Below are 12545 nucleotides of genomic sequence, written 5' to 3'. Positions count from 1 at the left end.
ATGCATAAGACTAGTCCTCATCGTAACCAGCGTCTTGCTGATCAAATTCAGCGAGACCTGGCCGAGCTCATTCCCCGTGAATTACGCAGTCCAAGTTTGGGTTTGATTACTTTACAAAGTATTGAACTCACTCCTGACTTGGCGCATGCCAAAGTATTTTTCACTGTGTTGGGTGCAGAGCCTGAGCATGCCTTAAAAGCGCTCCAGGAAAAAGCAGGCTATTTACATTCTTTATTGTTTAAACGTTTGCACATTCACACAGTGCCTACATTGCATTTTCACTATGACAGCTCAGTAGAGCATGGCATAGAAATGTCTCGACTGATCGACCAAGCTGTAGAGAGCGATCATAAAGACGAGACAAAGTAATTCATGGCTATCAGAATCGACGGCGTAGTGCTGCTAGATAAACCCGCTGGAATGAGTTCACAGGGTGCAGTGACTGCGGTCAAGCGTGCTTTCAACGCGGATAAAGCAGGTCATACTGGTACTTTAGATCCAATGGCTACCGGCCTATTACCGATCTGCTTGGGTGAGGCTACTAAGTATTCGCAAGATTTGCTCGAAGCAGATAAAACTTATATCGCTCAGGTGAAATTTGGTTCACGCACTGATACTGGTGATGCAGAAGGCCAAATTATTGAAGAATTGCCGTTACCAGCATTCGCAAGTGATGCGGAAATGAAGGCAGCCTTAGATGCGCTGCTACCTAAATTTACTGGCGCCATTTCTCAAGTGCCGCCAATGTATTCGGCTTTGAAGCGTGATGGCAAACCTCTTTACGAATATGCTCGTGCTGGTGTTGAGTTAGAACGTGCACCACGTGACATCATTATTCATTCCATTCGTTGGACTAATATCAACTGGCCAGAAGCTACTCTAGAAGTGAGTTGCAGCAAGGGCACCTATATTCGTGTGCTGGCTGAAGATATTGGTAACGCCCTGGGTTGTGGCGCTCATTTAGTTGGCTTGCGCCGTACTGAAGTAGGACACCTAACTCTCGAACAGTCTTTTACGATCGAATCAATTCAAAGCGGCCTACAAAATACTGCTGACTATATATTGCCAGTAGACGCGCTCTTGCAAACATTGCCACACCTCACGGTAGATGAGCAACAAGCCAAGCGTCTGGAGATGGGGCAACGTGTTCCACTCAATTTACCTTCAATCGAGGCATTAGTTCGCATCTATCGCGCAACTGCTGCTCCCCATAACTTTATTGGTACTGCTGATTGGCGCTCTGGAGTTTTACATCCGAAACGCTTAATTTCCCAGGCACATTAAACAATCATTATTCATAACCTTTTTACTTATCTTTAACTTTAGAAGCTTCACATGACTAAACGCGCACTTCGTAACATCGCCATCATCGCCCACGTTGACCACGGTAAAACTACTTTGGTTGACCAACTCTTGCGCCAATCTGGCACATTCCGCTCTAATGAAAAAATGACCGAACGCGTCATGGACTCAAACGACTTGGAAAAAGAGCGTGGTATTACTATTTTGTCTAAGAACTGTGCGGTTGAATATGACGGCACACATATCAACATCGTTGATACCCCAGGACACGCGGACTTCGGTGGTGAAGTAGAGCGCGTACTTTCTATGGTTGACGGTGTATTGCTCTTGGTTGATGCGGTTGAAGGCCCAATGCCACAAACCCGTTTCGTAACTAAGAAAGCCTTGGCTTTAGGTTTGAAGCCAATCGTTGTTATTAACAAAGTAGACCGCCCAGGTGCACGTACTGATTACGTTATCAATGCAACTTTTGAGTTGTTTGACAAATTAGGCGCTACTGAAGAGCAGTTAGACTTCCCGGTTGTCTACGCTTCAGGCTTGAATGGCTATGCTGGCTTGACTGATGATGTTCGTGAAGGCGATATGCGCCCATTGTTTGACACCGTGTTAAAGCACGTTCCAGTGCGTGATGACAATCCAGAAGGTCCTTTGCAGTTGCAGATTACTTCGATTGAGTACAGCACATACGTAGGCAAGATTGGTGTTGGCCGTGTTAACCGCGGAACTGTTAAGCCATTAATGGATGTTGTGTTTATGGATGGCCCTGACGGCGTTCAACGCAAAGGCCGTATTAACCAAGTATTGAAATTCCGTGGCTTAGAGCGCGAAATCGTTGACGAAGCGCAAGCTGGCGACATCGTATTGGTAAACGGTATTGAAGATTTGGCTATCGGAACAACAATCTGCGCGCCAGATGTGCCAGAAGCATTGCCAATGCTCAAGATTGACGAACCAACATTGACCATGAACTTCATGGTGAACACTAGCCCATTGGCTGGTCGTGAAGGTAAGTTCGTTACTAGCCGTCAGATTCGTGAGCGTCTTGACCGCGAATTGAAGTCAAATATGGCTTTGCGCGTTAAAGAAACTGATGATGACACTGTATTTGAAGTGTCAGGTCGTGGCGAATTGCATCTCACCATCCTGGTAGAAACAATGCGTCGTGAAGGTTACGAATTAGCAGTTTCTCGTCCACGCGTTGTGTTCCATGAGGAAGATGGCGTGAAGATGGAGCCGTACGAGAACTTAACGGTTGACGTTGAAGATACAACTCAAGGCGCTGTGATGGAAGACTTGGGCAAGCGTAAGGGTGAATTGCTCGATATGGTGAGTGATGGTAAAGGGCGTACACGTCTCGAGTATCGTATTCCTGCACGTGGCTTGATCGGCTTCCAAGGCGATTTCATGACCATGACTCGTGGTAATGGTTTGATGAGTCATACATTTGATTCATATGCACCAGCTAAAGACGGCATCTTGGGTGAGCGCCATAATGGCGTATTGATTAGCCAAGATGATGGTGAAGCAGTTGCATACGCATTGTGGAAGTTACAAGACCGTGGTCGTATGTTCGTAAGCCCTGGCGATCCTTTGTATGAAGGTATGGTCATTGGTATTCATAGTCGCGATAACGACTTGGTTGTGAACCCTATTAAGGGCAAGCAATTAACCAACGTTCGTGCATCTGGTACTGACGAAGCGGTTCGCTTAGTTACTCCAATCGCTATGAACTTGGAATACGCAGTTGAATTTATTGATGATGATGAGTTGGTTGAGGTAACGCCTAAGAGTATTCGTATTCGTAAGCGCTATCTCAAGGAGCATGAGCGTAAAAAAGCGTCACGCGAGTAAGCAAGCTCAAGCTGCACAACAAAAGTCACCTCCGGGTGGCTTTTGTTCTTCAATCAATACCAATATTCCAAAAATAGAAACGCATCAGAGTCAGAAAATAAAATAAATGCTGCCATCAATCGAACAACGTCTTGCCCAAGAACTTTCCGCTAAACCTGCTCAAGTAGCTTCTGCTATCGCTTTGATGGATGAGGGTGCAACTGTGCCTTTTATTGCCCGGTACCGCAAGGAAGCAACTGGGGGTCTAGATGATGCTCAGTTACGCCTATTGGAAGAGCGTCTGAGCTACCTTCGTGAATTAGAAGATCGTCGTAAAACGATCGTTGCCTCAATTGAAGAGCAGGGCAAGATGACACCAGAGTTACTCAAGGCCATCATGCTGGCAGAAGATAAGACGCGTTTAGAGGATCTGTATCTCCCTTACAAGCCAAAGCGCAGAACTAAGGCGCAGATTGCTTTGGAAGCTGGCTTAGAGTCTCTAGCGAATGATTTGCTCGCCAACCCCAGTTTAGATCCTGAAACAGAAGCTGCTAAATACATTAAAGAAGCATTTGACGTAGATGGGACTAATAACCCTGGGGTACCTGATACGAAGGCTGCTCTCGAGGGTGCTCGTCAAATTTTGATGGAGCGTTTTGCTGAAGACGCCGCGCTAGTTCAGTCACTTAGAGAGTATTTACAAGACCACGGAGTAGTAGAGTCCAAAGTGATTGCTGGCAAAGAGCAAGAGGGTGAAAAGTTTGCAGACTACTTTGATTACTCCGAACCCATTAAAGCCATTCCTTCGCATCGCGCCTTGGCTTTATTTAGAGGTCGCCGTGAGCAAATGCTGATGGTGAACTTGCGCCTAGACTCCGAAGAAGAGAAGCCAAAATGGGATTCACCACATAATCCTTGCGAGAACCGGATTGCTAATCACTTCAAGATTAAAAATGAAGGTCGTCCAGCTGATGCATGGTTAGCAGATACCGTGCGCTGGACTTGGCGCATCAAGTGCTCACTGCATTTGGAGTCAGAGTTAATGACTGCCTTGCGTGAACGTTCTGAAACTGAGGCAATTAACGTTTTTGCCCGTAACCTCAAAGACCTGCTCTTGGCTGCTCCAGCTGGACCTAGGGTGACGATTGGTCTTGATCCTGGGATGCGAACTGGTGTGAAGGTGGCAGTCGTTGATGCTACAGGCAAAGTGGTTGATACGGATGTGATTTACCCTCACCAGCCCAAGAATGATTGGGTGGGTTCATTGCATACCTTGGCTCAATTGGCTGAGAAACACAATGCGACTTTAATCTCTATTGGTAATGGCACGGCATCGCGCGAGACCGATAAATTGGCTCAAGAGCTCATTAAGGCAAAGCCTGAGTTAAAGCTGACCAAGATTGTTGTGTCTGAAGCAGGTGCATCTGTTTATTCGGCATCAGAGTACGCTTCAAAAGAATTACCAGGTATGGATGTTTCATTGCGTGGTGCGGTATCTATTGCTCGACGCTTACAAGACCCACTTGCAGAATTGGTCAAGATCGATCCGAAATCGATTGGTGTTGGTCAGTATCAGCATGATGTGATGCAAACCCAATTGGCCAAATCATTGGTTGCGGTTGTGGAGGATTGCGTGAACGCGGTTGGTGTTGATGTGAACACAGCCTCTGCACCATTGCTGGCAAGGGTTTCAGGGTTGAGCTCAACTGTGGCTGAAGGTATTGTTGCTTATCGTGACAGTAAGGGTGCATTTAAATCGAGAGCGGATCTCAAGAGCGTTCCGCGACTTGGTGATAAAACCTATGAGCAGGCTGCAGGTTTCTTGCGCATCATGAATGGCGATGATCCATTGGATGCATCTGCAGTCCATCCAGAATCCTATCCACTGGTTGAAAAGATTCTGAAAGATATAAAAAAGGGTGTAAAAGAAGTGATTGGTGATGCAAGTTTATTGAAATCACTCTCACCAGAAAAGTATGCCGATGGTCAATTTGGTGTACCGACAGTAACCGACATCATTAAAGAGTTGGAAAAGCCAGGTCGCGATCCGCGTCCTGAATTTACTACTGCAACTTTTAAAGATGGCGTAGAAAAGATTAGCGATCTGAAGGCAGACATGATTCTTGAAGGTGTTGTTACTAACGTAGCAGCCTTTGGTGCCTTTGTTGATATTGGCGTACATCAAGATGGTTTGGTGCATATTTCTGCGTTATCCAATACCTTTGTTAAAGATCCGCATAGTGTTGTTAAAGCAGGGCAGGTCGTGAAGGTTAAAGTACTTGAGGTAGATGAAAAGCGCAAACGCATTGCTTTAACAATGCGCCTATCTGATGAAGTGCCAAGAGAGAGTTCTAAGGCAGGTGCTAAGCCCGAACAAAGATCGTCAAATCGTCCCAGAACAGCCGAACCTAGAAAGCCCCAAGAGGATAGAAGGCAGGCGCCACCCATCAATAATGCGATGGCAGCGGCATTTGGCAAGCTCAAAAAGTAAAGAGCGAACCAAGCTCAAACTAAGTATCAAAGTATTTACAGGCCCTAGCGGCCTGTAATATTTCTGTCATATATTTCTATATAATTGGAAATATGAAAAATACAGATGCAGTTCAGGCTTTTTTGGCTTTAGGCCAAGAATCTAGACTCAATGTCTTTCGTTTGATTGTGCAGCGAGGAGATGTTGGCCTAACGCCAAGTCAAATTATTGAGAAGTTGGGTATTCCGAACGCTACTTTGAGTTTTCACCTCAAGGAGCTGGTGCATGCGAATCTTTTATTAGTTGAGAGACAAAGTCGTAATTTGATTTATCGACCGAATGCCAAGCTTGTACAGAATCTCAGTGAATTTTTATTAGAAAACTGCTGTGGTGGGAAAGATTGCGGCACTGTCAAAGTAGTCAAAAGGTCTAAATCGGTATGAAGCAATACAACATTCTTTTTCTCTGCACCCATAATTCTGCACGCTCAATTTTGGGAGAGGCTTTAGCTTCTACTCATCCGAGTGGTAAATTGAGGGGTTTCTCGGCAGGCTCTACACCTGGAACCAGTGTTAATCCGATTGCGGCAGATATCGCTGTAGAGCTTGGTATGGATCGCGCATTACTAAAATCCAAAAGCTGGGACGTATTTGGTGAGCCCAATGCTCCAAAGATGGACTTTATTGTTACCGTTTGCGATAACGCTGCGGGTGAGGTCTGCCCGTTCTGGCCTGGTAATCCAGTCACCGCACACTGGGGCTTTCCAGATCCATCCCGAGTACAGGGCACTGATATAGAAAAGAGGGCTGCTTTTAATGAGGTCATGAATGGCCTCAAAAAGCGCATCGATATCTTGGCTGCAATGCCATTAGATAAATTGGACTCCATGAGTCTGAAGAACATCCACACTCAAATATAAGCGGCATCATGACTTCACTAACTAAAAAACTGTCTTTTCTAGATCGCTACTTAACGGTCTGGATTTTTGCTGCGATGGCGCTGGGAATTGGCTGGGGATACTTTTTCCCCGGAGTAGAGGGCTTTATCAATTCATTTCAGGTGGGTAGCACCAATTACCCCATTGCCATTGGCTTGATTTTGATGATGTATCCACCGTTTGCCAAGGTGCGCTACGAAGACTTGCCCGATGTATTTCGGGATAAAAAGATTTTTGCTATTGCCTTCTTAATGAATTGGATCATTGCACCTGCATTCATGTTTATTCTGGCGATTACCTTTGTTTCTAACCAACCAGAGTACATGGCTGGTCTGATCTTGATAGGTATTGCTCCATGTATCGCCATGGTGATTGTCTGGAATGACATCGCCAAAGGCTCGACTGAATATGCCGCTGGCTTAGTCGCATTCAATGCCATTTTTCAAGTTCTGTTCTTTAGCTTGTATGCCTATTTCTTTTTAACGGTATTGCCACCATTCTTCGGCTTGGCCGGCTCCAACGTCAGCATTACGATTGCAGAAATTGCCAAAACTGTCTTTATCTATTTGGGCATCCCTTGTATTGCTGGCTTGCTCACTAGATATATCGCACTTAAATTTGTTTCTAAAGAGTGGTATCACGAACACTTTGTGCCAAAAATTGGGAAGATCACTTTAATTGCGTTGTTATTCACTATCGTGGTGATGTTTAGCTTGAAGGGCAAGTTAATCCTGCAGCTGCCTGGCGATGTATTGACTATTTCTATCCCATTGCTCATTTACTTTGGTGTGATGTTTGTGATTACCTTTGTCATAACAACCAAGATGGGGATGGATTACAAGCGCTGCTGCACACTTTCCTTTACTGCTTCGAGCAATAACTTTGAGTTGGCTATAGCGGTTGCCATAGCTGTATTTGGTATTAATTCTGGGGCAGCATTTGCTGCAGTGATTGGTCCTTTGGTTGAGGTACCCATCATGATTGGTTTGGTTGCAGTTGCCCTTTGGATAAAAGATCGTTACTTCAGTGTAGATTAGGGATTTACCAATAAAAAACCGCATGAGGGCGGTTTTTTATTAAGCCGAATTTTCCTGACATCTCTATTGCTGATCTAACTCTTCAGTGCAGTAAAGCTACTAGCCTGAGATTTATTCCAATAGAGGTTATAGACCCTAGGTAAGTTTAAGGACTCACTAATAGGCTCATCCTTAAGCAATTGGCCAGCTGGCATCTCCGGAAGCAGGACCGAGAGCAAGCGTATCTCATTCTTGTTGATGCGACGAACGATATGAGGCGCATCAATTTCGCTTGGGTGATTTAAGCCTGCAGCCTCAACTAATTCTTTAAGCGCTCTCAGGGTTTCATTATGAAAGTTATAAACGCGCTCAGCTTTATTCGGAACTACTAGCGCCTTTTGGCGCCCAGGATCTTGAGTTGTCACTCCTGTAGGGCAAAAGCCGGTGTCACAAACTTGTGCCTGAATACAGCCAATGGAAAACATAAAGCCCCTAGCGCTATTACACCAATCGGCCCCCAATGCAAAGGCTACTGCCATGTCAAACGAGCTAATAATTTTTCCAGAGCAACCGATTTTGATTTGGTCTCTTAGGTTCACGCCAACCAGCGTATTGTGTACGAGACGTAAACCCTCTTGAAGTGGAGTGCCCACATGGTTGGTGAACTCGACTGGTGAGGCGCCGGTGCCACCTTCAGAACCGTCCACCACAATAAAGTCTGGGGTGATATTGGTCTCTAGCATAGCTTTGACAATGCCAAACCACTCCCAAGGATGGCCAATACAAAGCTTAAAGCCTACTGGCTTTCCACCAGATAGATCGCGTAGTTTTTTCACAAAGTGCATGAGTTCCAATGGGGAGGAGAATGCGCTGTGTGAGTTTGGAGAAATGCAGCTTTCGCCTACTTTGACGCCGCGCGCTTCAGCAATCTCTGGAGTAACCTTCGATCCCGGCAGAATTCCGCCATGGCCAGGCTTAGCACCTTGACTCAGCTTTATCTCAACCATTTTGACCTGGGGATCTAATGCATTTTCAGTATATTTGTCGGCATTAAAACTGCCATCAGTATTGCGGCAACCAAAATAACCGGAGCCGATTTCCCAAATGAGGTCGCCGCCATGCACGCGGTGATAGATGGAGATAGATCCTTCGCCAGTGTCATGAGCAAAGCGACCTTTGTACGCGCCAAGATTAAGTGCCATCACAGCATTTGCGCTTAAGGAGCCAAAGCTCATGGCGGAAATATTAAAAATACTGGCAGAGTAGGGTTGCTTGCAATCTTTGCCGCCAATCATTACCCGAAAGTCATGACTAGCTATCTTCGTGGGCATAAGAGATTGATTAATCCACTGGTATCCAGGTGCCATGACATCTAGCGTAGTGCCAAACGGAATGGAGTCTGAAACTGCCTTAGCACGTGAATAAACTAATGTTCTTTGCTCCCTAGAGAAGGGAGCTTCGTCATTGTCACCCTCAATAAAGTATTGACGAATCTCTGGGCGGATAAATTCGAGCATGAAGCGCAAATGACCAATCACCGGATAATTACGCAAAATCGACATTCTGGTTTGTAAAAGATCGTAGATGCCAACTAAGGTTAAGGTGCCAAAGATAAAGAAATAGCGCCAGGCTCGGCTATCCCACGGACTCTCATTAAGCTCTAAAGTGGCAAAGCTAAAAATTGTCCCAAAAATGCAAAGCGTAAATGGGATGTATCGGAGGGGAATTATTTTGCTGAGTGGATTGGCCATAGCGCGCTCATATTGACATCACTTGAGTATAAGGATTTATCCAAAATTGACTATTTAACCGCTAATCCCCCAGGAGTATGTAGGATTTTGACTTAAATCAACTCTAAAGCTGTTTCATGCGGGAATAAGGAGTATGGTGGATGATTGATCGATATAAAAATAGGAAAACAATGTCTTTAAATCACGCAGTTATCTGGATTGACCATAAAGAAGCCCATGTGATGTTTTTGAGCGCAGATGCTAGCGAAGCAGAAGTTATCAGAACTAAGTCTAGCCATGCGCATTTACACCACAAGGGCGGAGCTGTTGGAAGTGGAAGATTAGAGTTAGATTCTAAATATCTTCACTCAGTCATTCAGGCGGTTACGCTATCTAAAGAGATTTTGGTTATCGGCCCAGGATCAGCCAAGCTTGAGTTAATCAAGCATGCCCATCACCATGATCCTAAGGTTGCAGAGAAGATTGTTGGTGTTGAAACGGTTGATCACCCAAGTGATAAAGAAATTTTGGCGTACGCACGTAAGTTCTTCTATAAATTGGATCAGATGTTATGAGCATTGAGTTTGTAGGGCCCGCAATTTTAGCTGCTGATGGTGGCGTTATTTATATTGCCAAGCTTGATGGCAAGAATGTGCAATGCCACTTTAGTTATGAGGCATTGGAAGATGTGGATCCTGACTCTGTTTTTGGTGATGCATTAGAGCATTTCTCAAAACATCAGTTAATCCTTTTATCTGCAGCAGAAAAGAAGCTTCTTAAGGGTTTAGGTCATAATGGCCAACTACAAATTAGTAGTTACGATCTACGTCTTGAATAGGGGGAGATGATGACTAAAGAAACGTTAGGGCCTGATGGCTTACCAGGACATGATTATTTTTTGGATGCCGTCAATCATATTGATGAGGCTGTCGCTAGCGAGACTATTGCTATTAGTGCAGCCAAAGGAATAGTTTTCAGCCTGGTGGAAACATTGGGTGTCATGGTTGGTGACCCGGATTTACCGAATCATTTGAAATCTGGTTATATGGGCGCACTTGATCTCGCGGTGGAGCTAGAGGCTAAGTTAGCTAAGAGAAGTTAATAAGCATCGGCTTGTAAAGAGCAATGAAAGCGAAAAGGGTGGTTAGGCCACCCTTTTTATTGGGTGTTACCCAAATCCCTTAAAATTAACTTACTGAAATCTTAAGCTAGATACATGAAAGTTAATTCCGAGGGGGTATCCTCATCTCGCGTTTATCTGCCAGCAGATAAACATTACCCCAGTCTCCTGGATTTCTTTGTCAGTCAATTTCCACATATTGAAAAGAGCGAATGGGAAGCTCGCTTTAATGAAGGGTTAGTGATGATGCCCGATGGGCAGACCGTCAGCCCGCAAGATGTCTATCAACCCAATACTCACTTAATCTATTTCAGGCGATTGGCTAAGGAACCGGAAATCCCCTTTGAAGAAGAAATTCTATTTCAGGATGCGCATATTGTGGTTGCTGATAAGCCGCACTTCCTGCCAGTTACACCAAGCGGTCTATATTTACATCAAACCCTACTTAACCGCCTCAAGAAAAAAACTGGAGTTCAAACTCTGAGCCCCATTCATCGAATCGATCGCGATACGGCTGGCCTTGTCATCTTTTCAGTTAATCCAAGCGAGAGGTCGCAATATCAAAACCTCTTTCGAGATCGCGTAGTAAAGAAGGTCTACGAAGCAATAGCCCCATATTCAGCAGCGCTTGAAAAAAATCTACCGATGATCTATCAAAGCAGGCTTGAGGAGTCCGAGCACTTTCTGCAAATGCGAGAAGTGGAGGGCGCGCCTAATGCTGATACAGAAATCGAAATCATGGAAGTTTCAAAGCCCTGGGCAAAATATCGATTAACCCCAGGCAGTGGCAAAAAGCATCAGTTGCGCTGTCATCTTAATAGTCTGGGCATTCCCATTAAGGGCGATCAGATCTACCCAATTTTGACTCCTTATCAAGAGTATGATTTGGATTTTTCAAACCCACTACAACTCTTAGCAAAAGAAATTCATTTCAAAGACCCGATTAGCAATGAAAGCAGATCCTTTTTTAGTAAGAGATCGCTTCGCTAAATCAATATGAGTAATAACAATAAAAAACGTCTAGCTGTTGCTCCCATGATGGAATGGACCGATCGTCATTGCCGTTCATTTCATCGCACGCTCACTAAAGAAGCTGTTCTCTATACAGAGATGGTTACTACTGGTGCATTGATGCATGGTGATGTGCCACGTCATCTAGATTATTCACATGACCAGCATCCGGTAGTGCTTCAGCTTGGAGGTTCTGAGCCTTCTGATCTGGCTCAGTCAGCCGAGTTAGCTCAACAGTGGGGTTACGATGAAATTGACTTGAACTGTGGCTGCCCATCTGAACGTGTGCAGCGTGGTGCTTTTGGAGCATGCCTTATGGCGGAGCCTAATTTGGTTGCTGAGTGCGTGCGCTCTATGAAAGGAGCGGTTGACATTCCGATCTCAGTAAAGCATCGCCTGGGTTTAGATTCCATGGATGCTGCAAACTCAGTAGCCGATTATCAATTTGCTCTGAACTTTATTCTGGCAGTTGCCGATGCTGGCGCCAGTCAAGTGACTATTCATGCGCGTAATGCGGTGCTCAAGGGTTTATCTCCCAAAGAGAATCGAAGTAAACCACCGCTGCGCTATGAAGTGGCTGCCAAACTCAGGCTCGATGCACAGAAGCAGTTTCCGAATTTAAAAGTGTTGCTCAATGGCGGTCTAGAAACTAACGAACAAATTGCCGCTCATTGGGACAGCTTTGATGGCTTCATGGTTGGTAGGGCAGCCTATCATTTCCCGGCATTGCTCTTGGGTTGGGATGAGATGATTAATACCAATGGAGATGCTGCTGGATACCTCTTTAGTGAAACCGAATGGCACCGCATCCAAATTGCATTGGTGAAGCAAGTCCATGCCTGGTTTGATGAATGCCAGGCTAAAGGTAAGCCTTTCTATATAGGCGCTTTCACTAGACATATTTTGGGCCTTGCTCATGGCAGGGCGGGTTCTCGCTACTGGCGTCAACGACTCTCAGATCACCATGCCTTAGCTAAAGTTCAGAGTAAGGTGGCAATCACAGACTTCTTTATCGATGCAAGCTTGTGCCTTGGAGATTGGGCTGCTTTTGAGTTCGAAAGCGTCTAGATAAGCCTGAAATACTGTGTTTTTGACAGGTTTTTGGCTGAAAAGCTATAATATGACCTCT

The 12545-nt window shown here is 45.1% G+C and carries 14 protein-coding genes; 13 read left to right on the top strand and 1 reads right to left on the bottom strand.

Annotation, left to right across the window (positions count from 1 at the left end; translation table 11 throughout):
- From rbfA to arsB, 8 genes are all read left to right on the top strand, one after another.
- A complete protein-coding gene (rbfA, locus tag PKF022_RS05845; RefSeq protein ID WP_215346622.1) occupies nucleotides 1–369 on the top strand; it encodes a 30S ribosome-binding factor RbfA in 369 nt (122 codons plus the stop codon).
- A gap of 3 nt (nucleotides 370–372) precedes the next feature.
- Nucleotides 373–1284, top strand: a complete 912-nt coding sequence (gene truB / locus PKF022_RS05840; RefSeq protein WP_281776176.1) for a tRNA pseudouridine(55) synthase TruB — start codon at nucleotides 373–375, stop codon at nucleotides 1282–1284.
- 51 nt (nucleotides 1285–1335) lie between these two features.
- Complete coding sequence (gene typA, locus PKF022_RS05835; protein ID WP_068323346.1) at nucleotides 1336–3153, top strand: translational GTPase TypA; 1818 nt, start codon at nucleotides 1336–1338, stop codon at nucleotides 3151–3153.
- Nucleotides 3125–3259: a hypothetical protein gene (locus PKF022_RS05830; RefSeq protein ID WP_281777507.1), complete on the top strand. Its 135-nt coding sequence runs from the start codon at nucleotides 3125–3127 to the stop codon at nucleotides 3257–3259. Before typA ends, PKF022_RS05830 begins: the two co-directional genes overlap by 29 nt.
- The gene (locus PKF022_RS05825) at nucleotides 3260–5623 is read left to right on the top strand and encodes a Tex family protein (RefSeq protein WP_281776175.1); all 2364 of its coding nucleotides are present in this window, start codon (nucleotides 3260–3262) and stop codon (nucleotides 5621–5623) included. It begins immediately after the preceding gene.
- Nucleotides 5624–5715: 92 nt separating this feature from the next.
- Entirely contained in the window at nucleotides 5716–6045 is a 330-nt protein-coding gene (locus tag PKF022_RS05820) for a helix-turn-helix domain-containing protein (protein ID WP_281776174.1), read from the top strand.
- Nucleotides 6042–6521: an arsenate reductase ArsC gene (locus tag PKF022_RS05815; protein ID WP_281776173.1), complete on the top strand. Its 480-nt coding sequence runs from the start codon at nucleotides 6042–6044 to the stop codon at nucleotides 6519–6521. The genes PKF022_RS05820 and PKF022_RS05815 overlap by 4 nt, the downstream gene beginning before the upstream one ends.
- Nucleotides 6522–6529: 8 nt before the next feature.
- Nucleotides 6530–7576: an ACR3 family arsenite efflux transporter gene (arsB, locus tag PKF022_RS05810; RefSeq protein WP_281776172.1), complete on the top strand. Its 1047-nt coding sequence runs from the start codon at nucleotides 6530–6532 to the stop codon at nucleotides 7574–7576.
- A gap of 74 nt (nucleotides 7577–7650) precedes the next feature.
- Here arsB and PKF022_RS05805 read toward each other — a convergent pair whose 3' ends face one another.
- A complete protein-coding gene (locus PKF022_RS05805) occupies nucleotides 7651–9306 on the bottom strand; it encodes an FMN-binding glutamate synthase family protein (protein ID WP_281776171.1) in 1656 nt (551 codons plus the stop codon).
- 170 nt (nucleotides 9307–9476) lie between these two features.
- Here PKF022_RS05805 and PKF022_RS05800 point away from each other — a divergent pair, with 170 nt between their 5' ends.
- From PKF022_RS05800 to dusA, 5 genes are all read left to right on the top strand, one after another.
- Nucleotides 9477–9860, top strand: a complete 384-nt coding sequence (locus tag PKF022_RS05800) for a translational machinery protein (RefSeq protein WP_281776170.1) — start codon at nucleotides 9477–9479, stop codon at nucleotides 9858–9860.
- Nucleotides 9857–10123 carry a DUF1488 family protein gene (locus tag PKF022_RS05795; protein WP_281776169.1) on the top strand — a complete coding sequence of 89 codons (267 nt, stop codon included), beginning with the start codon at nucleotides 9857–9859 and terminating at the stop codon, nucleotides 10121–10123. The genes PKF022_RS05800 and PKF022_RS05795 overlap by 4 nt, the downstream gene beginning before the upstream one ends.
- A gap of 9 nt (nucleotides 10124–10132) precedes the next feature.
- Nucleotides 10133–10387 (top strand): hypothetical protein, encoded by a 255-nt coding sequence (locus PKF022_RS05790; RefSeq protein ID WP_281777477.1) that lies wholly within the window; start codon nucleotides 10133–10135, stop codon nucleotides 10385–10387.
- A 114-nt stretch (nucleotides 10388–10501) separates the two neighbouring features.
- Nucleotides 10502–11395, top strand: a complete 894-nt coding sequence (locus tag PKF022_RS05785) for a pseudouridine synthase (protein ID WP_281776168.1) — start codon at nucleotides 10502–10504, stop codon at nucleotides 11393–11395.
- Nucleotides 11396–11401: 6 nt separating this feature from the next.
- Nucleotides 11402–12484 carry a tRNA dihydrouridine(20/20a) synthase DusA gene (gene dusA / locus PKF022_RS05780; protein WP_281776167.1) on the top strand — a complete coding sequence of 361 codons (1083 nt, stop codon included), beginning with the start codon at nucleotides 11402–11404 and terminating at the stop codon, nucleotides 12482–12484.
- Nucleotides 12485–12545 lie beyond the last annotated feature (61 nt).

This window comes from Polynucleobacter sp. KF022 (assembly GCF_027924105.1).
In the GTDB taxonomy this organism is placed as follows: domain Bacteria; phylum Pseudomonadota; class Gammaproteobacteria; order Burkholderiales; family Burkholderiaceae; genus Polynucleobacter.
This window is presented reverse-complemented; position numbering and strand designations above follow the sequence as displayed.